At 38.0% G+C, this 25,726-nt stretch carries 22 protein-coding genes and 1 riboswitch; of the genes, 17 read left to right on the top strand and 5 right to left on the bottom strand.

Annotation, left to right across the window (positions count from 1 at the left end; genetic code table 11):
- Nucleotides 1-83 precede the first annotated feature (83 nt).
- From ACN9MR_RS25490 to ACN9MR_RS25525, 8 genes are all read left to right on the top strand, one after another.
- Nucleotides 84-650, top strand: coding sequence for a hypothetical protein (locus tag ACN9MR_RS25490; RefSeq protein WP_426327256.1), 567 nt, complete (start codon nucleotides 84-86; stop codon nucleotides 648-650).
- Between the two features lie 38 nt (nucleotides 651-688).
- Entirely contained in the window at nucleotides 689-1,444 is a 756-nt protein-coding gene (locus ACN9MR_RS25495) for a Bax inhibitor-1/YccA family protein (RefSeq protein WP_426327257.1), read from the top strand.
- A 113-nt stretch (nucleotides 1,445-1,557) separates the two neighbouring features.
- Nucleotides 1,558-1,662: riboswitch (SAM riboswitch) on the top strand.
- Nucleotides 1,663-1,853: 191 nt separating this feature from the next.
- Nucleotides 1,854-5,570: a methionine synthase gene (gene metH, locus ACN9MR_RS25500; protein WP_426327258.1), complete on the top strand. Its 3,717-nt coding sequence runs from the start codon at nucleotides 1,854-1,856 to the stop codon at nucleotides 5,568-5,570.
- A gap of 73 nt (nucleotides 5,571-5,643) precedes the next feature.
- Nucleotides 5,644-6,597, top strand: a complete 954-nt coding sequence (gene metF, locus ACN9MR_RS25505) for a methylenetetrahydrofolate reductase [NAD(P)H] (RefSeq protein ID WP_057931443.1) — start codon at nucleotides 5,644-5,646, stop codon at nucleotides 6,595-6,597.
- Nucleotides 6,598-6,731: 134 nt separating this feature from the next.
- The gene (locus ACN9MR_RS25510) at nucleotides 6,732-7,976 is read left to right on the top strand and encodes a pyridoxal phosphate-dependent decarboxylase family protein (protein WP_426327259.1); all 1,245 of its coding nucleotides are present in this window, start codon (nucleotides 6,732-6,734) and stop codon (nucleotides 7,974-7,976) included.
- Between the two features lie 25 nt (nucleotides 7,977-8,001).
- Nucleotides 8,002-8,124 (top strand): hypothetical protein, encoded by a 123-nt coding sequence (locus ACN9MR_RS25515; protein WP_426327260.1) that lies wholly within the window; start codon nucleotides 8,002-8,004, stop codon nucleotides 8,122-8,124.
- A 44-nt stretch (nucleotides 8,125-8,168) separates the two neighbouring features.
- Nucleotides 8,169-8,471: a hypothetical protein gene (locus ACN9MR_RS25520; protein WP_426327261.1), complete on the top strand. Its 303-nt coding sequence runs from the start codon at nucleotides 8,169-8,171 to the stop codon at nucleotides 8,469-8,471.
- 77 nt (nucleotides 8,472-8,548) lie between these two features.
- Nucleotides 8,549-8,962 carry a tail fiber domain-containing protein gene (locus ACN9MR_RS25525; protein WP_426327262.1) on the top strand — a complete coding sequence of 138 codons (414 nt, stop codon included), beginning with the start codon at nucleotides 8,549-8,551 and terminating at the stop codon, nucleotides 8,960-8,962.
- A 102-nt stretch (nucleotides 8,963-9,064) separates the two neighbouring features.
- Here the strand turns inward: ACN9MR_RS25525 and thrC are convergent, their stop codons facing one another.
- The 5 genes from thrC to thrA all read right to left on the bottom strand — a co-directional run bounded on the left by thrC (nucleotide 9,065) and on the right by thrA (nucleotide 15,037).
- On the bottom strand, nucleotides 9,065-10,372 hold the full coding sequence (gene thrC / locus ACN9MR_RS25530; protein WP_426327263.1) for a threonine synthase: 1,308 nt from the start codon (nucleotides 10,370-10,372) through the stop codon (nucleotides 9,065-9,067).
- A gap of 88 nt (nucleotides 10,373-10,460) precedes the next feature.
- Nucleotides 10,461-11,441, bottom strand: a complete 981-nt coding sequence (locus tag ACN9MR_RS25535) for a homoserine kinase (protein WP_426327264.1) — start codon at nucleotides 11,439-11,441, stop codon at nucleotides 10,461-10,463.
- A gap of 47 nt (nucleotides 11,442-11,488) precedes the next feature.
- On the bottom strand, nucleotides 11,489-12,121 hold the full coding sequence (locus ACN9MR_RS25540) for a LysE family translocator (protein ID WP_426327265.1): 633 nt from the start codon (nucleotides 12,119-12,121) through the stop codon (nucleotides 11,489-11,491).
- Nucleotides 12,122-12,126: 5 nt separating this feature from the next.
- Nucleotides 12,127-12,579, bottom strand: coding sequence for a DinB family protein (locus ACN9MR_RS25545; protein WP_426327266.1), 453 nt, complete (start codon nucleotides 12,577-12,579; stop codon nucleotides 12,127-12,129).
- A gap of 4 nt (nucleotides 12,580-12,583) precedes the next feature.
- Nucleotides 12,584-15,037, bottom strand: coding sequence for a bifunctional aspartate kinase/homoserine dehydrogenase I (thrA, locus tag ACN9MR_RS25550; protein WP_426327267.1), 2,454 nt, complete (start codon nucleotides 15,035-15,037; stop codon nucleotides 12,584-12,586).
- 878 nt (nucleotides 15,038-15,915) lie between these two features.
- On the opposite strand from thrA, the gene pckA reads away from it, so the two are divergent.
- From pckA to ACN9MR_RS25595, 9 genes are all read left to right on the top strand, one after another.
- A complete protein-coding gene (pckA, locus tag ACN9MR_RS25555) occupies nucleotides 15,916-17,511 on the top strand; it encodes a phosphoenolpyruvate carboxykinase (ATP) (protein WP_426327268.1) in 1,596 nt (531 codons plus the stop codon).
- 298 nt (nucleotides 17,512-17,809) lie between these two features.
- A complete protein-coding gene (locus ACN9MR_RS25560) occupies nucleotides 17,810-18,640 on the top strand; it encodes a MotA/TolQ/ExbB proton channel family protein (RefSeq protein WP_057931433.1) in 831 nt (276 codons plus the stop codon).
- Between the two features lie 78 nt (nucleotides 18,641-18,718).
- Complete coding sequence (locus ACN9MR_RS25565; RefSeq protein WP_426327269.1) at nucleotides 18,719-19,333, top strand: biopolymer transporter ExbD; 615 nt, start codon at nucleotides 18,719-18,721, stop codon at nucleotides 19,331-19,333.
- Between the two features lie 3 nt (nucleotides 19,334-19,336).
- Complete coding sequence (locus ACN9MR_RS25570; RefSeq protein ID WP_029274770.1) at nucleotides 19,337-19,843, top strand: ExbD/TolR family protein; 507 nt, start codon at nucleotides 19,337-19,339, stop codon at nucleotides 19,841-19,843.
- Nucleotides 19,844-19,861: 18 nt separating this feature from the next.
- Nucleotides 19,862-20,680 carry an energy transducer TonB gene (locus ACN9MR_RS25575; RefSeq protein ID WP_426327270.1) on the top strand — a complete coding sequence of 273 codons (819 nt, stop codon included), beginning with the start codon at nucleotides 19,862-19,864 and terminating at the stop codon, nucleotides 20,678-20,680.
- 6 nt (nucleotides 20,681-20,686) lie between these two features.
- Complete coding sequence (locus ACN9MR_RS25580; RefSeq protein ID WP_029274767.1) at nucleotides 20,687-20,914, top strand: hypothetical protein; 228 nt, start codon at nucleotides 20,687-20,689, stop codon at nucleotides 20,912-20,914.
- An 8-nt stretch (nucleotides 20,915-20,922) separates the two neighbouring features.
- The gene (locus ACN9MR_RS25585; RefSeq protein ID WP_426327271.1) at nucleotides 20,923-21,828 is read left to right on the top strand and encodes a PstS family phosphate ABC transporter substrate-binding protein; all 906 of its coding nucleotides are present in this window, start codon (nucleotides 20,923-20,925) and stop codon (nucleotides 21,826-21,828) included.
- Between the two features lie 77 nt (nucleotides 21,829-21,905).
- Nucleotides 21,906-23,621 carry a tetratricopeptide repeat protein gene (locus tag ACN9MR_RS25590; RefSeq protein WP_426327272.1) on the top strand — a complete coding sequence of 572 codons (1,716 nt, stop codon included), beginning with the start codon at nucleotides 21,906-21,908 and terminating at the stop codon, nucleotides 23,619-23,621.
- A gap of 435 nt (nucleotides 23,622-24,056) precedes the next feature.
- Nucleotides 24,057-25,643 (top strand): vitamin K epoxide reductase family protein, encoded by a 1,587-nt coding sequence (locus tag ACN9MR_RS25595; RefSeq protein ID WP_426327273.1) that lies wholly within the window; start codon nucleotides 24,057-24,059, stop codon nucleotides 25,641-25,643.
- The last annotated feature ends 83 nt before the right edge of the window (nucleotides 25,644-25,726 follow it).

The raw sequence follows: 25,726 nt of genomic DNA on the forward strand, positions 1-25,726 counted from the left end.
GAAGGATAGAATGAGTGAATGTAAGACTAGCATTAATCATTCTCTCATTCAAAATTCAATCCTTCAATAATTAAGAAAAAAGTATGCACGAAATTGAGCCTTATTACCAGTGGAGAGATGATTATATTTCGGCAGAAGATGAGCGTTCGCCATTTTACAATACCGAATATTCAGAACTTTACTTCGATAAGCAGATTTACAATTTTTTACTGCACCCACAATGGGACGAATTTGGTTCGAATACCCTATACATGAAGGTTTTATACGCCGATTATGATCGCAGTTATGCCATTATTGAATTTATAGGAGAGTGGAACGATGCCATTAACAACGACATTATGCTGCTGAAACGCGATATTTTAGAGCTGATGATGGATGAAGGCATTACTAAATTTATACTGATCGGTGAAAATGTACTGAATTTTCATGCCTCTGATGACAGTTATTACGAAGAGTGGTTTCAGGAAGTAGAGGATGGCTGGATTGTTGGGGTGAATTTTCAGGAACACGTAATCACTGAATTTCGCGATAATAACATCGATTATTACATTAACTTTGGTGGTGCATTTGACAATCTGCCATGGCGTACATTAAAACCGTTGCAGTTCTATAAAAAAGTTGAAGAACTGCTGACAAAAAGATTAAACTAAATATTTATTTTTATATAGTTAAATACACAAAATTTAAAATGGAACAACAAAATTATCAATATCAGGATAACAGTGTTTTTGTACAGGAAAAATCTGTTTCTAAAAAATTCTTTGCAAACGTTTTCTTATGGATGTTCGTGGCATTGAGTTTATCAACAGTAGCTGCCTATTTATTTGGCACCAATGAGCAGTTAATGCAATACCTTTTAAATATTAATCCAGCAACCGGTAAAGTGAGCATGTCAATTTTTGGTTACGTAGCCATGTTTGCACCACTTGGACTGGTTTTATTAATGGGATTCGGTTTAAGTAGATTATCATTACCTGCGTTAATTGGCGTTTTTGTACTTTATTCCGTATTAACTGGAGTTAGTTTAAGTTTTATCTTGTTAACTTATACTTCAGGTTCAGTAGTGAGCTGTTTTGCAGGAGCTGCCGGAATATTTGGAATTATGGCATTTATGGGCTACACAACCAATATCGATCTAAGTAAATTCGGGCCGATTTTAATGGTTGGGGTAATTGGTTTAGTGATTGCCAGTGTAATTAATATGTTTGTTCAAAGTGAGCAGTTCAGTTTATTTATGGCATTCATTGGTATTGCCATATTTACGGCATTAACGGCTTATGATGTGCAAAAAATTAAAAGAATTGGCGAAGGGATCGAAGCTAGCGGTGAACAGGTTCTTCAGATCGAATCTAAAAAAATGGCTATTGTAGCTGCATTGTCTCTATACTTAGATTTCTTAAATATATTCCTTTTCTTGCTTCGTATTTTCGGAAGCAGAAAGTAATCATTAACAGAACAATATTCTTAAGGCCGTGCAGAATTGCATGGCCTTTGTAATTTTATTTGGTTGCAAAGCGATAAATTTTGGAATTGATGTAGCTTTGTTGCATTTTTGTATGCTTATTAAGAAAGACGGAGGGATTAGACCCAACGAAGTCTTAGCAACCTGTAACCATACAAGGTGCTAAATTCTATTCTGCAAATAGCGGAAACAGATAAGTTTAGGATTACGATTCTCGTACCAACTTTTTCAATAGGCCTTTTAGAGACTTGAGACCATAGACTTGAGAAAATAGATTTGAGAAAATAGATTTGAGATTTGAGGCATAGCGTCTAACCCAATCTCATATCTTACAGCTCTTGTATCTAACAGTTCATATCTAACATCTCATATCTCAAATCTTACAACAAGAATGAGCATAAGAGAAGAATTAGAAAAACGTATTTTGGTGATTGATGGTGCAATGGGTACCATGATTCAACGATATACCTTAACCGAAGAAGATTTTAGAGGGGAGCGATTTAAAAACCATCCCTGTGATGTAAAAGGCAATAACGATCTGCTCAATATCACGCGTCCGGATATTATAAAAACGATACACCTGGAGTACCTGGCGGCTGGTGCCGATATTATCGAAACCAATACCTTCAGTACACAGCGCATTTCCATGGCCGATTACCAGATGGAAGACCTTTCTTACGAAATGAGTTTTGAAGGTGCACGTGTGGCAAAAGAAGCTGTAAATGAGTTCATGGCCGCAAATCCAGATCGTAAATGTTTTGTTGCCGGTGCTATTGGCCCAACCAACCGTACCCTTTCCATGTCGCCTAACGTAAACGACCCCGGTTTTAGGGCGGTTTATTTTGATGAGCTGGAAGCTGCTTATTACGAACAGGTACGCGGTTTGGTAGATGGTGGTTCTGATGTATTATTAATCGAAACTATTTTCGATACTTTAAATGCTAAAGTGGCTATTGTAGCCATTAAAAAATACGAAGAGGTAATTGGCCGTAAACTGGAGATTATGATTTCTGGTACCATTACCGATGCCTCCGGAAGAACGCTTTCAGGTCAAACTGCCGAAGCTTTCTTAAACTCGGTTATGCATGCAAAACCACTAAGTATTGGTTTTAACTGTGCATTGGGCGCTAAAGAAATGCGTCCGCATATTGAGGAGCTTGCTGCAAAAGCAGGTTGTTATGTTTCGGCCTATCCAAATGCGGGTTTGCCAAACGAATTTGGTGCTTATGATGAGCAGCCGCATGAAACGGCACATTTGGTTGACGATTTTATTGCTTCAGGTTTTGTGAATATTGTGGGTGGTTGCTGTGGTACCACGCCAGAACACATTGGCTGTATTGCTAAAAACGCAAGGAAAGCTGAACCCCGGAAAGTACCAGTGCTTGAGCCTTACATGCGTTTAAGCGGATTGGAGCCAGTAACCATCACTCCGGAAAGTATTTTTGTAAATATTGGTGAAAGGACGAATATTACCGGATCTCCTAAATTCTCCAAATTGATCCTAAGTGGCGATTACGAGGCTGCATTGGCCGTTGCCCTGCAACAGGTTGAAGGCGGTGCACAGATAATTGATGTGAACATGGATGAAGGGATGTTGGATTCGGAAGCCGCAATGACCAAGTTCTTAAACCTCATTGCTTCTGAACCCGATATTGCCAAATTGCCTATCATGGTCGATTCATCTAAATGGTCGGTTATTGAAAATGGCTTAAAATGTTTGCAGGGAAAAGGAATTGTAAACTCTATTTCACTAAAAGAAGGAGAGGAGAAATTCCGCGAAAGTGCCCGCAAAATTATGCAATACGGTGCTGCCGTAGTAGTAATGGCTTTTGATGAGCAGGGACAGGCCGATAATTATGAGCGCAGGAAAGAAATCTGTAAAAGAAGTTACGATATTCTGGTGCACGAAATTGGTTTCCCGGCAGAGGATATTATTTTCGATCCGAACATTTTAACCGTTGCAACCGGATTAGAAGAGCATAATAATTATGCTGTCGATTTTATCAATGCTACCCGGTGGATCAAAGAAAACTTACCTCATGCTAAAGTGAGCGGAGGGGTTTCTAATATTTCTTTCTCTTTTAGGGGGAATAATACCGTGCGCGAAGCGATGCACTCCGCATTTCTTTATCACGCCATTCAGGCTGGTCTAGATATGGGAATTGTAAACGCAGGGATGTTAGAGGTTTATCAGGAAATTCCACCCGAATTGTTAGAAAGGGTAGAAGATGTACTCTTAAACCGCAGAGATGATGCTACTGAGCGTTTGGTAGAATATGCCGATACTGTAAAATCGAAAGGTAAAGAGGTGGTTAAAGATGAAGAGTGGAGAAAAGGTTCTGTTGAAGAGCGATTATCTCATTCTTTAGTAAAGGGAATTGTAGAATACCTGGATGATGATGTGGAAGAAGCCAGACAAAAATATGCCCGTCCGATTCAAGTGATTGAAGGCCCGTTGATGGACGGGATGAACATTGTGGGTGATTTGTTCGGTGCTGGAAAAATGTTCTTGCCCCAGGTGGTAAAATCGGCAAGGGTAATGAAAAAAGCTGTAGCTTATTTGTTGCCATTTATTGAACAGGAGAAGCTGGATAACCCCGATCAGGACCAGAACTCATCTGCCGGAAGAGTATTAATGGCTACCGTAAAAGGCGATGTACACGATATAGGAAAAAATATTGTGGGTGTGGTATTGGCTTGTAATAATTTCGAGATTGTTGATATGGGCGTAATGGTTCCTGCACAGGAAATCATCAAAAAAGCCAAAGAAATAAATGCAGATATTATTGGTTTAAGTGGATTGATTACGCCATCATTGGATGAAATGGTTCACTTTGCCAAAGAAATGGAGCGTGAAGGTTTCACTATTCCATTAATTATAGGTGGAGCAACTACTTCAAGGATCCATGCTGCGGTAAAAGTAGCGCCAAATTATTCAGGCCCGGCTATCCATGTGTTAGATGCTTCCAGAAGTGTGACCGTTTGCAGCACCTTGATGAATCCGGATACAAGAGATGAGTACATCGCAGGTATCAGGGCTGAGTATGATAAAGCACGCGAAGCGCATTTAAACAAACGATCGGATAAACGGTTTAAAACTTTAGAGGAAGCCCGTGCAAATAAATTTAAGATCGATTTTCAACCTAACCTGCCTGTTCCGGAATTTACAGGTACAAGGGTTTTCGATAATTATCCTTTAGAAGAACTGGTTCCCTATATCGACTGGACACCGTTTTTCCATACCTGGGAGTTACGTGGCAGTTATCCTAAAATTTTCGATGATAAAAATGTAGGCGACGAGGCGAAGAAACTTTTTGATGACGCACAGGCTTTATTAAAACGTATCCTCGACGAAAAACTGTTAACAGCAAGAGCCGTAATCGGTTTCTGGCCAGCAAATGCAGTGGGAGACGATATCGTTTTAGAAGTCCGTAGTCCGGAGTCTGAAGTCCGAAGTCAACCTAGCGACTCAGGACTCAGGACTGAAAACTCCCAACTGGTAACTATTCACACCCTTCGCCAGCAGGCCGAAAAAGTAGATGGGCAGCCTTATTATGCTTTGTCTGATTTCATTGCACCAAAAGAAAGTGGTATTCAGGATTATTTTGGTGGTTTTGCCGTAACCGCAGGTATCGGGATTGATGAATTGGTGAATGAGTTCGAATCCAATTACGATGATTACAATAGTATCATGGCTAAGGCATTGGCCGATCGTTTGGCTGAAGCTTTCGCAGAGCGGATGCACGAACGTGTACGTAAAGAATATTGGGGTTATGCACAGGATGAAAATCTGAGCAATCAGGAATTGATTAAGGAAGAATACGCAGGTATCCGTCCAGCGCCAGGTTATCCTGCATGTCCGGAACACACCGAAAAAGGAACTTTATTCCAATTGCTTGATGCGGAGAATAAAATTGGATTGCACTTAACCGAAAGTTATGCCATGTATCCAACAGCAGCGGTAAGCGGCTTTTATTTCGCACATCCCGATTCGAGGTATTTTGGATTAGGAAAAATTACCAAAGATCAGATTGAAGATTATGCCATCAGAAAGAATATGCCGATTGAAGAAGTGGAGCGGTGGTTAAGTCCTAATTTAGCTTATTAACCCCCAGCCCCTAACGGGGAGGGAATTGTATACAATTTAAAATTTAAAGTCCCGATTATTCGGGATTAGGGGTATGAAGATTACAGACCATATAAAAAACGCAAAGGGTAAAACCTTGTTCTCTTTTGAATTATTGCCGCCTATTAAAGGGCAAAGCATACAATGGATTTATGACGCAATAGAACCGTTATTAGAGTTTAATCCGCCTTTTATTGATGTAACTTCGCTCCGCGAGGATTACATTTATAAAGAACAGGCCAATGGTTTGTTACAAAAGGTATCTTATCGCAAGCGTCCGGGAACCATTGCCATTTGTGCAGCCATTATCCATAAATATAAGGTTGATGCCGTTCCGCATCTTATTTGCGGTGGATTTACCAAAGAAGAAACCGAAAATGCATTGATCGATTTACAGTTTTTGGGTATTGATAATGTTTTGGCTTTGCGTGGCGATGCCCGTAAGGCAGATGGGAATTTCGTACCAACTCCTGGCGGACACTGTTATGCTACAGATTTAATCGAGCACATCAAGAACCATAATGAAGGTAAATTTCTCCACGAAGATGTAGAAACCTTTAAAAGCGATTTCTGTATCGGTGTGGCAGGCTATCCGGAAAAACACTTCGAAGCACCTAACATGAATACCGATTTCAAATACCTGAAAAAGAAGGTTGAAGCAGGGGCAGAGTTTATTGTTACACAGATGTTTTTCGATAACCAGAAGTATTTCGACTTTGTAAAGAAATGCAGGGAAAACGATATCAATATTCCTATTATACCGGGTTTGAAGCCTATAAGTACCTTATCGCAGTTAAATGTACTGCCTAAGATTTTTCACATTGATTTACCTGATGAGTTAACGGATGCACTATCGCATGCTAAAAACAATAACGAGGCAAAAGAAATTGGTACCGAAGCCATGATTAAACAATGTAAAGAACTGATTGATTTTGGTGCGCCGGTGTTACATTTTTACACTATGGGCCGTCCAGAACAGACCAAAAAGATTGCTAAAGCTATATTTTAAAGAAAGAGCCGTCACTCTGAATTTATTTCAGAGTCTTAATTTAAAGATGCTGACCACGAAGTAGCTATTAGGCATTTAAAATAATAAAGACTGCTAATAAAATGAATTCAGCATGATGACAATTGAAAATAATCATGAATAATTTAAATACCGACCAGCAAAACCTTGATGCCATCCTAACAGAGGTTAAACAACAGGGAATAGATTATTTAAACCATATTCATGAACGGCCTACTGCCAGCGATACTAACGCCGTAATCATTCGTGATTTAAACCGGGAAGGTACGGGTACTGTTGAAGCCTTAAAACAATTTAATCAACGTTTCGAACCGATTATGGTGGCTTCATCTGGCCCAAGATACTGGGGCTTTGTAACCGGCGGAACCACACTGGCCGCTATTGCAGGAGATTGGCTGTCGACTATCTACGATCAAAACACGCAAAGTGCAAAAGGTAATGGCGACGTTTCAGCCATCATCGAACTCGAAACCATCCAGTTATTGCTTTCATTGTTTAACCTGCCCAAAGATTTTTTCGGTGGTTTTGTAACTGGAGCAACCTTATCTAATTTTACCTGCCTGGCTGTTGCCAGGCAATGGATTGGCAAACAATTTGGGAAAGATTTTGCCAGAGAAGGGGTCTCAGGTACCATAAAAGTATTGTCGGCTACACCACACTCTTCAGCCATAAAATCCTTATCGATGCTGGGCTTGGGAAGTGGTAGTTTTATTCAGGTAAACGTAATGCAGGGCAATCGCGAAGCATTGGATGTTGCCGATCTGGAATTGAAAATCCAGGCATTAAATGGTACGCCTTTCATTCTAATTTCAAGTGCTGGGACGGTAAATACGGTTGATTTTGATGATTTTGAAGCCATTAATGTTTTAAAAGAGAAATATAATTTCTGGTGGCATATCGATGCCGCTTTTGGTGGTTTCGCAGCTTGTTCGCCAAAATATAATCACTTAGTTAAGGGTTGGGAAAACGCTGATAGCATTACGGTAGATTGCCACAAATGGTTAAATGTACCCTACGAAAGCGCGGTGTTTTTGGTGAAAGAAAAACATCAATTGTTGCAGGTAGAAACGTTTCAAAATTCTAATGCGGCTTATTTGGGCAATCCGATGGAAAATTTCAGTTACTTAAATTTCTTGCCAGAAAATTCCCGCCGTTTAAAGGCCTTACCTGCGTGGTTTACCTTAACAAGCTATGGAAAACAAGGTTATCAGGAAATTGTGGAAAGTAATGTTGAAGTGGCCTTGCAGTTTGCCGATTTCATTAATGAAAATCCAAACTTCGAGCTCCTGGCGCCCGTACGTTTAAATACCGTTTGTTTTTCGTTGACAGATGAAAATTTAGTTCCTACATTCCTGGAATAAATTAAACGCAAGCGGAAAAGTCTTCATGACCCCCACATTTTATAACGGGAAGAAAGGAATACGTGCTGCATTTGTAAACTGGCGGACATCAGCCGGTGATGTTGAGCTGGCTACAACTGCTATGCTCGAAATTCTTACAGAACTTTAACCTTAAAATTTTGTTTTAATGCTGTAGCATTTATCTTTGTAGCAATGAAATTCAATGGCCTTAAATATGTATTGATTGCCTGCATTGCGATAGCTTTTTTCTTAAAAGTAAGCCATGCGGTTTCGTATTTAAGTTATTCTACCAATAATGTTGAAGTTTTATCCACAAATGATGACGCAACGGAGAAGGAAGAAAAGAAAGTAGAAACCGAATACACGGTGCAGCAGATCGTGTTTCATGGAGCATTATATTTCCCACTTCAAACTTCAAAAAAAGTGCTCATTCCTGATCATTCTTTCCAACTTGCTTACTTTCCAGAGGTTTTAACACCTCCACCTTCCGTATAAGCATATCCTTTAATGTTTATACGCCGCTTCGTAAACGCGGAACCAATTTTCTATTTTAAAAATTACAAATAATATATATGAAACGAGCAATTTCATTTGCAGTGCTGTTAATCGCTGCCTCTTTAAAAATCAGTGCACAAGAAGTTGTACAGAACAATGTTAAACCAGTAGAAGATGCCCTAAATCAGGTTATTAAGCTGCAACCCGTAAGTTTTAGTTATGATAAAGCCTGGGCCGAAAAACTGAAGTTATCGGCAAAACCACAGTATGGTTTTGTAGGAGCTGATGCTAAAACCGCTTTCCCTGAAATTGTTTCTGTACAGGCAAAAAGTTATGCATCAGGTAAAAACGCATTTAAAAATGCTACTATTACCAAGGTAGATTACGAAAGTTTAGTCCCGCTTTTGGTTGCCAGTATAAAGGAACAACAGCAACAGATTGAAGCACTACAGCGAGAGCTGAAAACATTAAAATCACAAAACACTAAGTAATACAGAGGAGTCGTCATCTCGACTGAAGCGCAGCGGAATGGAGAGATCTATCTCGTTAGATTTCTCGGCTTCGCTGTACTCCGCTCGAAATGACGATCAATTCTACCCTTTAAGCAAATAACTTTTAAATCCTTCAAAATCCACTCCCAACTGATCGGCATGTTTTGGTTTGCTTTCTAAAGCTTTTACCTGCTCAGGGATTTCGATTTTAGCCGCGATATCTTCAGGGAAAATATCAGGAAACTTACAGGCGTGTGCAGTAGATAAGAAAACTGCGGCACTTTCGTCTGCAGGATTTTCGTTCCTGTATTTTTCAACTGCTAAATACGCAATCGCGGTATGCGGACAGGCTACATAATTTAACTTGCTGTCGATTTCTTTGATACCTTCTAATGTTTCATCATCGGTAAAACGGTAAGATGTAACCACTTTTTTTATGGCTTCTATGTCCTGATCAAACAGGTCCATAATGCGTACCCAATTGCTAGGTGCTCCTACATCCATGGCGTTCGAGTAGGTTTGTGTAGATGGTTTCGTTTCATATACACCACTTTCTAAAAAGCGTGGAACGGTATCGTTAACATTGGTAGCTGCTATAAACTGTTTAACAGGCAATCCTAATTTATAGGCCAATAAACCTGCACCAATATTTCCGAAATTTCCACTTGGTACTGAAAATATCACGTCTTTAAAACCTTGTTTTTTCAGTTGGGCATAAGTATTAAAATAATAAAATGTTTGCGGAATTAGTCTCGAAATGTTAATCGAATTGGCAGAAGTCAATCTAAATTTAGCATTCAGTTCATCATCAGCAAAGGCCTGTTTTACCAAAGCCTGGCAGTCATCAAAAGTACCTTTAACTTCAACAGCTCTGATATTTTCGCCATTGGTGGTTAACTGTAGTTCTTGTATTGGGCTCACTTTTCCTTCCGGGTAAAGAATAGTTACCCTGGTGTTCGGTACGCCTAAGAAACCCAAAGCTACTGCACCTCCAGTGTCACCCGATGTAGCGACCAGAACATCTAAAAGTTGCTCGCCGTCTCTTAAGAAATAAGCCATCACACGGCTCATAAAACGGGCGCCAAAATCTTTAAAGGCCAAAGATGGACCATGGAATAATTCGAGCACAAAGGTTTTGTCATCAAGTTTAACCGCAGGAGCTTCAAAATTAATGGCATCATCAATTAAAGCCTTTAAATCCTCAGCCGGAATCTCATCTTTTAATAAAGTGGAAGCTACCTTATAAGCAATTTCTGGTAAAGAATATTTTTCGATATTCTGGGTGAATTCGGGGTCAAGCTGCGGGATTTCAACAGGCATATATAAGCCTTTATCCTGCGGCATGCTGTTAAAAACGGCTTCCTTGAAAGAAACACGTAAATCTTTATTGTTAGTTGAATATAGTTTCATTTTGAGGTATAGGGTTTAGGGGTGTAAGGTTTAGGGTTATGGCGCCGAGTACAACCCTACGCCCTAAACCTTCTACCTTAGCCCTTATTTATATCACTTTTGGTCCTTCGGCGTTAACCGGAGATACAAAAGCTTTGCTGTTAATATTTATTTTATGTAAATGTTGCTGTTGCGATTTGGTTATTTTTCTGGCTGTTTCTTCATCTTGAGTTAATGCAAAGACAGATGGGCCCGAACCTGAAATTCCGAAACCGATTGCCCCATTTTCCATCGCCAGTTTTCTCATTTCTTCAAAACCAGGAATCAAAATCGAACGTGTTGGTTCTACCAGAACGTCTTTCATGCTCCTTCCGATTAAATCAAAATCATTCATGAACAATCCACTTACCAAACCTGCAACATTTCCCCATTGGGTAACTGCATCTTTTAATGCTACTTTACTGCGGATCATTTGGCGTGCATCTTTGGTTGGCACATCTACTTCTGGATAAACAATTGCCGCATACATGCCAGCTGGCGTAGGTAAAGAAATTACATCAAGCGGTTCGTAACTTCTCACCAGTACAAAACCACCCAATAATGCAGGTGCAACGTTATCGGCATGGCCATAACCACAGGCAAGTTCTTCGCCTTTCATGGCAAAGGGAACCAGCTCTTTAGTGGTTAATAACTCGCCCATTAATTTGTTAATGGCAAATAAACCAGCTACTGTACTGGCCGAGCTTGAGCCCAATCCACTACCAATAGGCATTTTCTTGTGCAGTTCAATTTCTACCCCAACATCCAAACGGTTTATATGCTTTAAATAATGTTGAACGCTGGCACTTACGGTATTTTTGGCTGCATCTAAGGGCAAACGACCATCATCGCCAGTAATTCTTTTGATCACCACACCAGGTGTATCGGTAAATCGCATTTCAACTTCATCGCCAGGTTCGTTTACAGCGAAACCCAGTACATCGAAACCACAAACTACGTTTGCAACGGTTGCCGGAGCGAAAACTCGAATAGAAGTGCCAACTTCCAAGTGCGCTGAAGCTAATTCATTATCATTTGTATTCTTTTGCATTTTTTTAATACTAATTGCCTTGTCGGCTATTTTGTAAAACTTAAATATTATTTTTTGGTCAAGGCTATTTTTAATCCCAATAGAATAAAAACTACCCCAGATGTTTTGTTTATCCAGCTTTCTATATTCTTATTTTTGTTAAAAAGTTTAGCCACATTGCTGCCTGTTAATGCTAAAAATGAACACCAGATTAAGGTGATGAAAAATATAATCAGACCAAGAATCAGGTAAGGCACAGGATTATTAATCTCATCACTATTGATAAACTGAGGAAGAAATGCCAGAAAGAAAAGCGCTATTTTAGGGTTTAAGATGTCACTTAAAAAGGCTGTGAAAAACATTTGTTTCATTCCTATAACCTTAGTCTCAATGGGTTTTATTTCAATGGGTTCGCTTTTGTTCGTAAAAGATTTATAACCCAGATAAATCAGATAGGCAGCTCCTATGTATTTAACTATACTAAAGGCTATAGCCGACTTAGACAAAATCTGAGAAAGGCCAAATGTAGCTGCACAGGTATGTACTAGCAGGCCCAAACTCACGCCAAGGGCAGAATATAAACCTGAATTTTTTCCTTTTGAGATGCTTCTTGTTAAAACCATTATGGTATCTACGCCAGGGGTAATAACCACTATGATAGCAGTCAAGATAAATGCACCTAGATTTTCGATTCCTAACATATCTATTATGCTGTTATTTGGTTTAAATGATATTTCAAATGCACTAAGTAATCATCTATAAAAAAAGAAAGGGTATGCATTTCTATTTTCCCTTTTCCTGTGTCGCAGGTATTTTGAAGCTTTTCCTCCGGAATATTTTCAATTACCCGGCTAATCTGATAGTTTAATAACTTCCAAAGCATGATAACTTCTGCAATAGCTGTGTCCTGGTAGTTTTGGTAGTTTACCCATTCGTCCTGATGATAAATAATTTTAATCCCTTGTTCGTATTGTCCAACAACCAAACGACGGATATTATTAACTGCACTATCTACCAAATGTCCTAACAGTTCTTTTTTAGACCATTTTAAAGGCTGTGGTTTATTATTCCAGGCCTCATCCGAAATATTTTCGAAATCGATCATTGCCTGATCAACCAGCTGAAGGATTTCGTTTTTTTTATCTAAAACCGAATTCATCTCGCTACTTATTTAAAGTACCCACGTTAATGATATCTGCAAAAACTCCTGCAGCGGTAACTTCTGCACCTGCGCCTGGGCCTTTTACCACCAACGGGCGGGTTTTGTAACGATCGGTTGTAAAAGAGATAATGTTATCACTTCCCGATAGCATATAAAAAGGATGACTATCATCAACCATTTGTAGACTGATTTCTACATTTCCATTTTCAAGCTTACCGATGTAACGCAAAACTTTTCCATCGTTGGTTGCGGTATTCTTTAAATTTTCGAAGTAAGCCGCATTGGCCTGTAATTCAGAATAGAAATCTTCAACCGATGTGGCGTTTAAGCAGGCTTCTGGCAAAATGTTGTCGATTTTCACATCACTGGCTTCTAACGGGTAACCGGCATCGCGGGCAAGGATCAGCATTTTACGCATAAAATCTTTTCCATTTAAGTCGTCTCGAGGATCTGGTTCAGTATAGCCCAATTCCTGCGCTTCCTTTACGGTTTCGTAAAAACCGGCTTCGCCTTTAAAATTATTGAAGATGTAAGAAATGGTTCCTGACAAAATCGCTTCAATCCGCGCTACCTTATCGCCGCTCATCATCAGCTCGCGCAGTGTACGGATAATTGGCAGGCCTGCACCAACATTGGTTTCATAATAAAAATCCACTCCAAATTTACGGGCGGTATCTTTAAATGATTTATATTGAACATAATCTGCAGAGTTTCCTTTTTTATTGCAGGTTACCACCGAAATACTGCTTTCGAATATACCCTGATAAAATTCTATTGGCGATTCTGCAGCTGTGTTATCTACAAAAACGCAGTTTGGTAAATTCAAGGCTTTCATTTTAGCAACAAAACCAGCTAAATCTGCCTGTTCACCATTTGTATTCAAATCCGCTTCCCAATTTTCTAACGAAAGGCCATCAGCGCTGAAAATCATTTTACGTGTATTACTGATGCCCGTTACCTTAACCTGCAGATCGTTGTTGGCCGCTAAGAAAGGCATTTGTTCTTTCAGTTGATTAAACAAGGTTTTACCAATGTTTCCTGTGCCCAGGCAGAAAACGTTTAATGTTCTTTTCAGATCAGTAAAGAAAGCATCGTGCACTGCATTTACCGCTTTCGATAAATCGTCTTTGCTGATAATTACCGAGATGTTATATTCTGAAGATCCCTGAGCAATAGCCCTTACATTAATACCGTTGCGGCCTAAAGCGCTGAACAAACGTCCGCTCATACCTGGTGTACGTTTCATGTTTTCGCCAACAATAGCCAAAACCGAAAGGTTATTTTCAACTTCTGGGAGTTCTAGTTTTTTAGCGTCTAACTCCAGCTCGAACTCTTTTTTGATTAAAGAAATCGCCTGTGAAGCATCTGTTGGTTTAACAGCGAAAGTAATGCTATGTTCTGATGAAGACTGGGTAATCAATACTACATTGATCTGTTCGCGCGAAAGAAGTGAGAATAATCTTCCGCTAAAACCTGCCTTACCCACCATACCGCTACCAGTTAGGTTAATAATACTGATATGATCGATAGAGGAAATTCCTTTTATGGGTAAACTTGATGCTTTAACATCGCTTTTGATATAAGTTCCTGCGAAATCAGGTTCGAAAGTGTTTTTGATCACAATCGGGATTTTCTTCATAAAAGCAGGGAGCATTGTTGGCGGATAGATCACTTTAGCTCCGAAATAACTCAGTTCCATGGCTTCGGTATAGCTTAACTCCGGTAAAGAGAAAGCCTTTTTCACAATGCGTGGATCAGCTGTCATCATGCCGTTTACATCGGTCCATATTTCTATTTCTTCCGCATTTAAAGCTGCACCCCATACCGCTGCGGTATAATCAGAGCCGCCACGGCCTAAAGTTGTTACCCTGCCTGCCGCATTGCTCGCTATAAAACCAGTAACAAAAAGTACTTTGTCTTTATTTTTCTGGTAAAAATTGTTGATCAGCATTTCAGTCAATTCGGTATCTACTTTCGCCTGACCGAAGTTGCTGTCGGTTTTAATCAGGTCAGAACCGTTAACATAAAGCGCATCGCCAAAATTTTGAGAAGCAATGTGGCTGATCATAAAAGTAGAGCAGCGTTCGCCATAACTTAAAATCTGATCTTTGGTCTGCAAGCTCAGTTCGCGCAGATTGGCCACAGCCTGTAACAGATCTTCCAATTCGTTAAAAAAGATCTTTAGGCGTGTAAACACAGGGTTTTGTGCAGCCGCAGGTAAAAGCGAGCGGATTACAGCAAAGTGTTTTGCTTCGATTTCTTTTAAGTGGGCATCGTAATCTTCTCCACGCTCGGCCAGTTCGGCCATATCGGTAAGCAAATTGGTTACACCACTCATTGCCGATAATACAACTACCGGGCTGTTCTGCTGTTTTTCTTCGCCTACCAGGCGCAAGAGGGTTTTAATGTTCTCGGCCGAACCTACGGATGTGCCGCCGAATTTGAGTACTTTCATTAGTCTATATTGGTTTTAACTGTTTGATGCTGTGCGGATAATTCATGGTTGCTCGTACAGGTTTCATTCAGCATGGTTTAAAAAAAAAGCGTCCCGACTTTCATCGGGACGCTTTCTGTGTTTTATGTTTTTTCAATTTACAACAAATTAGCCCCGCTGGTTTATACCGGTGGTAATAATAATCGTTGTAATAATTGAAGTGTTAAAATTCATATTGTCTTTGTGTACTTTGTACACCGTAAAGTAGGAGATTATTTTTTTAAAATGCAAATGTTTTTTGATTTTTATTTCGAAATTTCTATTAAAACGTTTAAGTGGATGAAATAGCTGTATTTTTTGAACCCGAAACCAAATCATTCCCGTAAAGAAGAGGATCCTTAAGGCGGGGTGGTTAATTAGTAATATGTAGTCATTAGAAAAGATGCTTCAGTAATCCTTCGGCTACCGCAGTCCTGCTAACCGCTATAGTCCCGATGGTGGTGCTGTTTTGTTGTTGGTGAGATCGGGAGCCGCTTTTATCAGGTTTAGTTAACGCGGGCTTATACTACTATTTAAGTTGGTTACCTTTCCAGCGTCTAATTCCCCTCCTCTGGAGGCTGCCCACTGGGCGGGATGGGCAATACATAATCATTTAACAATGTGTCATTGATTTTCAATCCCTATCCAATTAAAAGTTTAAACCAGCTAAAACCATTTAACAGATTTTACTTAGTGTAATTTTTTATTTTTTTTTTACCTTGTGAAAATGACTGTAAATATCTGTAAATAAAATGTTTACATAATAGTGTATTTGCTACAATATGTAAAAAATTACGCTTCAAAACTAGTTTTTGTGGGTGATAAGTATTTACCTTTGCTGTACTAACTAACTTATTGTTATGAGCAAAAAGAAACTGCAAACGCCAGATTTAAGCTATTTAAATCTAGGTGGAAACATTGCTGTAAAGTACCAATTATCTCCAACGGAATTAATTGATGATGCGTTATTAAATAAAGAAGGTACGCTGGCTGCTTCAGGAGCGCTGGCGGTAGATACCGGAAAGTTTACCGGACGTTCTCCTAAAGACCGTTTTATTGTATGCGACGAAGTAACCGAAGATCAGGTTTGGTGGGGCGATGTGAACATTAAAATTTCTCCGGAGAAATTCGATCAGCTGTTTTATAAGCTAACGAATTACCTTGAAGATAAGAAGATCTATGTGCGCGATTCTTCGGCCTGTGCCAATCCGGATTATTCGATCTCGATCAGGGTAATTACAGAAACTGCTTATCAGAATCTTTTTGCTCATCATTTGTTTATCCGCCCGGAAGAGGATCGTTTAGGGAGCACACCAGAGTGGACCATCATTGCTGCACCGGGTTTCTTGGCCGATCCGGCTATCGACGGAACCAGACAGGAAAACTTCTCCATCATCAATTTCACCAGAAAAATGATTTTGATCGGGGGAACTGGCTATACCGGCGAAATTAAAAAAGGGATTTTTTCTGTTTTAAACTTTATCCTGCCCGTATATAAGAATACGCTATCTATGCACTGCTCTGCCAATGTGGGTAAAAATGGCGATACCGCTATATTTTTCGGCTTGTCAGGGACGGGAAAAACCACCTTATCTGCCGATCCTGAAAGAGGATTAATAGGTGATGATGAGCATGGCTGGGGTAAAGATTCGGTGTTTAACTTCGAAGGCGGTTGCTATGCAAAATGCGTAGATTTAACCGAAGAGAAAGAACCTCAGATCTTTAAGGCGATCAAATTTGGCTCATTGCTGGAGAATATTAATTTTTTTCCGGGTACGAAGGAGGTTGATTATAGCAATATTGTCAAAACGGAAAATACCCGCGTGGCTTATCCCATAGATTATATTGACAATGCCATTTTACCATCAATAGCAGCTGTTCCGAAAAATATATTTTTCTTAACTGCAGATGCATTTGGAGTATTGCCTCCAATTTCAAAATTAAATGTAGAACAGGCCATGTTCCACTTTATGAGCGGCTATACGGCCAAGGTTGCAGGAACAGAAACAGGGGTGACAGAGCCTCAGTTAACGTTTTCGGCCTGCTTTGGTAAAGCCTTCTTGCCATTGCATCCATCCAGATATGCCACACTATTGGGCGAGAAGATGGAAAAACACCAGGTAAACGTATGGTTAGTAAATACAGGTTGGAGCGGTGGAGCTTACGGTGTAGGTAAAAGGATGAAATTAAGTTATACCAGAGCGATGATTACTGCAGCCTTAAACGGAGATTTAGATCATAATAAATATAAGCAACACCACGTATTTAAATTGATGATGCCACTAAGTTGTCCTGGGGTACCGGACGAAATTTTAGACCCCTCAAAAACATGGAGCAACCAGGAAGAATACTTTTTGAAAGCCTACGAACTGTCGGATGCCTTTACAGAGAATTTCAAGCAGTTCGAACTGACAAAAGTACCAAAAAGCAGACACGAAGCGTTAAAATTATGTTAAATGCACTTTAAAATGCATTTTTTGAGCAAAAAATTTGCAATTCGATTTTTTTTTAGTTTTTATTGTGAAAGAATTGCCTCGGCTGGGGCAATTTTTTTGTTATACACCCTTGGTGATTTACCGAAACTAAATTCTAAGTAACGATTTAATTGCTTATTGATTTATTAATTTGTAATTTAAAATCAATTTATAAATTTGTTTTTCGCAACAATTTCGGATATGAAACGTTGAGTGTAGTACAAAAGAAAAAAACAGCTAAAAATTAAAAACAAGAACTAAAACTAAAATTTCAAAAAAAATGGCAAACGCACCAAAACCAACAACTGTTAAAAAAGAGAGCTCTTCTAGTGCTTCAAATGTATTTGCAACATTCGTTATTCCAATTTGTATTATCATTGGATTCTGTGTTTGGAGATTCGTATTCGGAGAAGGAAGTAACTTTATCGATGGTGACAGAGAGAAATTACCATTACCTGGTAACTATCTTGGAACAGCTTACAAAGGAGGTCCTATCGTAGCGATCTTAGTTGGATTACTATTAGTAGTAATTGTATTCTCTATCGAACGTTTCATCGTTATTGGTAAAGCAAGTGGAAAATCTAGCTTAGACACTTTCATTCGCAAAGTACAAGGTTTATTAAGCGCAGGTAACATCGAAGCTGCAAAAGCTGAGTGTGATAAACAAGAAGGTTCAGTTGCTAACGTAATTAAATCTGGCTTGAAAAAATACAGTGAAGTTGAAGCAGATACCAATATGGATGTTGAGCAATCAATCGTTGCAATCCAAAAAGAGGTTGAAGAAGCTACAGCTTTAGAAATGCCAATGTTAGAGCAAAACTTAACTGTAATTGCAACTTTGGTATCAATTGGTACATTAGTAGGTTTATTGGGTACAGTAACAGGTATGATCCGTGCATTCGCCGGTTTAGCAAACTCTGGTGCTCCAGATCAGTCAGCATTAGCGGTAGGTATTTCTGAGGCATTGATCAACACTGCAACAGGTATCTTGGTTTCTACTGTGGCAATTATCATGTATAACGTATTAACTTCTAAAATCGACAAGTTAACTTACGCTATCGATGAGGCTGGTTTCAGCATCGTTCAAACATACGCTAGTTCGCATAAATAAGAATTTTGAAAAAATTTTTACCGGCTTTATGGAAAACCGGAAAAAAGATCATCATTATTAAAACTAGTAAAAAATATTATGCCTAGAATTAAAGTTAAAAGAACAAGTACAGTAACAGATATGACCGCTATGTGTGATGTGGCTTCATTGTTACTTACTTTCTTCATCTTAACTGCTACAGCAAGGCAACCAGAACCACTAGCCGTTTCTACACCTTCATCTACATATGAGTTTAAGGTACCGGTAGAAAACAATGCGATATTAACCATTGGGCAGGGTAAAGTTTTCTTTGAAGTAGCAGGGGTCAAAGTAAGAGCGAAAACATTAGAGCTAATGGGCGAACAGTACAAAATATCGTTCACCCCAGTAGAAATACAACGCTTTTCAGCGATAGGAAGTTTCGGTGTTCCGATCCAGAGTTTAAAATCTCTTATTGCCTTGAACGGGGCTGACCGTATGAAACCAGGGGTACAACCTGGTATACCTTCAGATTCGACTGACAATCAGTTAAATGCATGGGTGTTAAATGCCCGTAGAGCAACTAAGGAGATTAATAATCAGGATATGCGTATCAGTATTAAAGGTGACGCAAAAGAAGAATATCCGGTAGTTAAAAAGATTATTGATGTACTTCAGAAACAAAGTGTAAACAAGTTTTTATTGGTTACCAACTCTGAAGCTAAAAAGAAATAAGAAATGGCAGAATTAAACACAGGCGGGAAGAAAGCCACCCCAAGGGTTGATATGACTCCGATGGTGGATCTAATGTTTCTTTTGGTAACATTCTTTATCTTAACAACAGTAATCTCTACGCCGCAAGCGATGGATATTGCAAAGCCAGATAAAAACGAAAAGTTACCTGAGAACAGATTGGAGCTGAAAGCAAGTAAAACAATGACTATTTTGTTGGGTAAAAGCAATAAGGTAGCATGGTATATGGGAGTAGCTGGCGAAAGCGCACCAACGATAGAATCTGGTTCACAAATCGAAGATGCTATTGTTAAAAATAGAAAAGCAGCTGATGCCTCAGGCGTTGCTGGAGACTTTGTTGTACTGGTAAAACCAACATCGGGTTCTACATTCCAAAACTTTGTAGATATGATGGATGAGTTGGAAATTCTTAAAGTTAAGGTTCGTCAGATCGATGATGATAACATCCTTGACAATGAGAAACAGTTCATGAAAGAAAAAGGAATTTTATAATCAGTAAAACCAATAGTTATGTCGAAGTTAGATATATTCAGAAAAGAATGGCTTGAAGTGGTTTTTGCAGATAAAAACAAAACCTACGGTGCGTATCAATTGCGTAAAAGCAATGGTGCCAACACCTCAAGAGCATTAATTATCGGCTCTATTATATTTATTGTGTTATTTTTCTCTCCTAAAATCTACAGCCTGATTCAAGGCTCAATGGATCATGAAGATGAGCAATTAAAAGCACAAGAGGTAATTTTAGCGCCACCACCACCAGTAGATCCTAAAACACCGCCACCACCACCGGTAGAGCCACCTCCACCAAAAGTTGACCAGGTGAAAATGCCACCTCCAATTGTAAAACCAGATATTGAGGTTCGTGATGAACCACCTACGGTTGAAAAGTTGAAGGAAGCAGATCCAGGCCAGAGAGATATCAAAGGTGACCCAACAGCTGATATTGTTATCGCTGAACCAGTGGGTGAAGGACCAAAAAGAGAAGCTGCTGTTGCGGTTGATGATAATAAAGTTTACGACTTTGTTAGTATCGAGAAACAACCAGAATTCCCTGGAGGTATCTCTAAGTTTTATGGATACTTAAGTAAAGCAATAAAGTACCCACCAATGGCACAAGAAAACAATGTTCAAGGTAAAGTATTTTTATCTTTCGTTGTTGAAAAAGATGGTAAATTAACTGATATCACAGTTACCCGTGGTTTGGGTAGCGGAACTGATGAAGAAGCCATCCGTGTATTAAAAGCTAGTCCACGTTGGAACCCAGGTATCCAAAATGGTAAGCCGGTAAGGGTAAAATACAACATCAACGTTAACTTTACATTGAACTAATAGTAGATGTTAAATTTTGATATTTTTAAGCAAAAATCGCCTAAACAGCGGTTTTTGCTCATTTTAGGCCTTGTCATGTTCGTTTTTTATGTGGTATTAGGCTTTGCATTTATATTTTACGAACCAATTGCCTTGCGCTTAAGCACTATTCCACAATGGGGGCGCATCGCAATCGGTATCTTCTTAATTATTTATGCATTTGTAAGACTTTTAAGCCTTGGTAGGCGCGACTAATCAGCTCAATGAAAAATTTCCTTTTAATATTTTGTGTATTAGCTTTACTTGTATCCTGCAAACGTAAAAATAAGGCCGATGCAGTTAAAGAAACCAGAACAAGCGGTACCTTAAAAATATTGGTTGATGAAAGCGTTGGACCGATTGTTCAAGATCAGATCGATATTTTTAGTTTGGATTATCCGGATGCAAAATTTCAGGCAACCGTAAAACCAGAAGAGAAATTATTGCCTGCCTTTCTTAATGATAGTGTAAGGGTAATTGTTTTACCAAGGTTATTAACCAAGGCAGAAGAGAAGTATTATAACCAGCGTAATATTAAAATAAACTCTTCGCGTTTTGCCATTGATGGTATTGCTTTAATTACCAATCAGGGCAATATCGATAGTACAATTAACGTTAAAGAGGTGATTGATATATTACAGGGGAAGAAATCAGATAAAAAATTGGTCTTTGATAACGCTTATTCAAGTACCTTTCAATATTTTAAAGAGTTGGCCCATATCAGCCAATTTCCAGCTACAGGTGTTTACTCTAAAAATTCTAGCAAAGAAGTAATTAAACTTATTGCAGAAGATAAAAATTTTATTGGTATTTTGGGCATGAATTGGATCACTGACAAGGATACAGAGATGAGCGAATACCTATCTCAGATAAAAGTACTGGGTGTAAAGAATGTAAAAGGCAAGGTAGGAGACGATCAGTTCTATAAACCAACTCAAGATAACTTAATCAACGGTGTTTATCCTTTCTTAAGAAATATAAATATCATAGATTGCGAGGGAAGAGATGGTTTAGGCACAGGATTTGCAACATGGTTAAGAAGTCAGAGGGGACAGTTGATTGTACTTAAATCTGGACTTGGCCCGCATAAATTAATGCCAAGACAAATTAACCTGACAAAAGGAAATTAAATAAAATTATAAATTGAACCACGAAGTAAATCTAAAGAGACACTTCATTTTTATTAAATAAAAAAACAGAATATCCGATGAAAATTTTAAAGAAAGCAATAACCTTAAATGTAGGTTTGGTGTTGATGGGTTCTGCAGTTTTTGCTCAAGATTTAAATGACGCGAAAAAAGCCATCGACGCGGAGCAGTATCAGAAAGCATCATCAATGCTTAAGTCATTGGTGAGCTCAAAAGCATCAGATGGTAATAACTATTACAATCTTGGTTTGGTTTATTTGAAAACCGGTTACATCGACTCCGCTAGAGCCGTATTTACCAAAGGTGTTACCGCTGATCCAAAAAACAACTTAAACTTAATTGGTTTAGGTGAAGCAGATATGTTATCTAATAACCCAAGTTCTGCTAAGACTAACTTCGACAAGGCTGTAGCTTTGGCGCCAAAAGATTACAAAACTTATTTGTATATCGGTAAAGCGTATTTAGCTCAGGATAAACCTAGTGATGATGTATCTAAACCTGATTTTACTAATGCTTTGGCTAACATTACCAAAGCTGATGAATTAGATTCTAAAGATAAGGATGCAGAAGTTTTCTTGGCACAAGGTGATGCTTATGCGTTACAGAAAAAAAATTCAGAGGCATTAGGCCCTTATATGCGTGTTGGTGATATTGATCCAAATAACAGGAGAGCAAAAACGCAGATCGGTAGAATGTATAAAGAATCTAAAGCATTTCCAGAGGGTGAAAAAGAATTACAAGATGTAATTGCTGCTGACGCCAACTATGGCCCCGCATACCGTGAACTTGGTGAATTATATCTTTGGTGGAGTAGTTTTGGGGTTGACAAAGAAAAAGCAGCAAAAGGTGTTGAGAACTATAAGAAATATCTTGATTTAACGGATAAATCTCTAGAATCTCAATTGCGTTATGCTCAGTTTTTATTCTATGCTAAAGATTATCCAACTTTAGAGCAAGTGGCATCAACAATTCAGGCCCCTGCTAATGATCCTAAAAGTGCTATTGTATCCAGAATGAAAGGTTGGGCAGCTTATGAGAATAAAAACTATCCTGCAGCACTTACGAGTATGAATGAGTTTTTTGCTAAAGAAAAAGACCCTAATAAAATTTTAGGATTTGATTATTTATATTTAGGTAAAGCTCAATTAAAGGCTGGTCAAGATAGTTTAGCATTAATTAATATCACTAAAGCTGTAGAAAAGGATTCAACGAATGCTGATGCACTAGCTGAAGTTGCTAAAAGTTTTTACGATGCTAAAAAATATGCAAAATCATCTGAAATTTATGAGAAAGCTATAAAAGCTAACCCTAATGGAAAGGGAGCTTTATATAACTATTACTATAATGCAATGGCGAATTACTTTGATTATGCAGCAAAATTAACTGCAAAACAAAATCCTTCAAAAGATATCTTAGTAAGAGCTGATTCGTCAATTGCTAAAGTAACACAACTAGCTCCTGAAACTTATGATGCATATTTAACAAGAGCGCGTATTAATAGCTTATTGGATGATGAAAAAGAGCCTAAAGGTTTAATGCTTCCTTTCTATGAAGAATACATCAAAAAGATAACTGAAAAGCCAGAATTAGCTACAGCAAACGCTAAAAAACTTTCTGAAGCTTATGATACTATTGGTGGTTATTATTACTACAAAGACAAAGAAAAAGCTAAAGAATATTTTAACAAAAGTGTAGCTGTTTATCCTTCTGGAACTTTCGCAGCAGCTAAACTAAAAGAACTAGCAGCTCCGGCTCCAAAAGGTAAAGGCAAATAATTAAAAAGTTAAATAATTTAGAAAAGGCAGAGTTTGGTTACTCTGCCTTTTTGCATTTATAGCTTTCTGATAAATAAATGAAATGCTAAAAATTGTATTCGATTATTTTGGGGAACTTAATATTGTGAGATATATAGATAATAAGTGTTGATAGGCAAAAATTTATTTGTATGCCATTCTTTTTTTATATGATCGACACACTTTTCTTTTTACTTGATTCACTGAGCTTAATGTTTTTTTAAAATGAATTATTTTCTTGTATTTAAACCCATTCATCAGGTGAAAATGACTATCTATGTAGTATTTGATGCCATCTGTGTAAAAGTCTTTTCTGTATTTTTGTATTTACATCAAAGTAGTTATGTTTGTGTATTGGTCGCGTAATCAGTGACTTATGCTTAGTAAACTCAAAAAACTATTGAAGTAATTGTCAATATGAATCTATATAAACGTACACGACCTAATCTTGAAAGTATTTTAATTGAACTGTTAAAAAATATTAATGTTAAAGTAACTCAATTCGCTAGCGATGCGTGTTTGCAAGCGCACCCAGAATACCCCAGTCTATTGGCTGTGAGTGATTGTTTAAATGAATGGGACATAGACAACAAAGCTTACAAACTCTCTAAAGATAACTATAATACAAGTGACTTCTCATTTCCTTTCATAGCCCATCTTAAAGAAGATAATGGTAAGTTTTTAATAATTAATTCGATCGGAGAAGACGGAGTTAATTACACAGATGAAAATAAGCAAAATGGATTAATCAATGAAAAGGATTTTTTGACTCGCTGGGATGGAATAATACTATACGCTCAAAAAAAACAAAGTAGTGGAGAAAAAGGATATCTGCAAACATATTTGCATCGCTTTTTGATAGGATTAATTATTCCTTTTAACCTCATTTTAAGCATCGTTCTTTTCAGTTTAATAATTTCATCAAATCCATTTTCTTGGGGATATCTGTTTTTGAGTATACTAAAATTTATTGGAGTTGGGTTTAGTGTTTTATTGTTAATACAAAGCATTGATAATAAAAACCCGTTAGTCCAGAATTTGTGTGGTTTGAATGGTAAAAATGATTGTAATGTTATTCTAAAGTCTGACGCAGCACAACCATTTTCTTGGATAAGTTGGAGTGAAATCGGCTTTTTTTATTTTATAGGCTCATTGATAGCAATTCTAGCTCTTCCTTCTTCTCTTAACATCATAGTTGATCTAAATATATTAGCATTACCTTACACTATTTATTCTATAAGTTATCAATATAGAAATAAGAATTGGTGTGTATTATGTTGTGCTATACAATTGATACTTTGGTTAGAATTTGTTAACTCACTAATGTTTGATCAATTTTCCTATTTTAGTTTACTTAATTTGACAGACTACGTAATTTTAAGTATATCTTTTTTAATCCCTATTCTATTTTGGTTTTTCCTGAAGCCATATTTCTTAAAAGCATCAGAACTCATCCCCGTAAAACAACAGCTGAAAAAATTTAAACATAATGCAAGTTTATTTAATCATGCGTTAATGAATCAACCCCGTTATGCAATTAATGAAGACTTAATGCCTATAGTAGTTGGTGACTCTAATTCGGAGACAGTTATTACAATGGTGAGCAATCCATTCTGTGAACCTTGCGGAAAGGCCCACAAAATAATAGATTCTTGGATAAAAGCAGGAGACGATTTACAGTTAAAAATATTGTTCGTAACAGGTAGTAATGATGATGATAGAAGGACTAAAGTTGCCCGTCATATAACAGCGTTAGCAAATTTAGATGATGAAAATATTGCAGGGGAAGCGCTAAATGATTGGTACGGGCAGGGTAAAAAGGAGTATGAAAATTGGGCTAAAAAATATCCTATTAAGCTAGATGATAAGGTTAAATTAATAATAGAAAAACAGAAAGCTTGGTGTGAAATGACTGAAATAACTTCCACACCAACCATTTTTGTAAATGGTTACAAACTTCCTGCTCCTTATAAATTAGATGATATTAGATATTTAATGTCTTAAATAAGCTATTTGAATTATGATAGTAAAAGGATTTTGCAAAAAAAAGTCTGAGCGGTTGCAAACGTAGGACTAAAACGAATATC

The organism is Pedobacter sp. R-06 (assembly GCF_049913135.1).
Classification (GTDB): domain Bacteria; phylum Bacteroidota; class Bacteroidia; order Sphingobacteriales; family Sphingobacteriaceae; genus Pedobacter.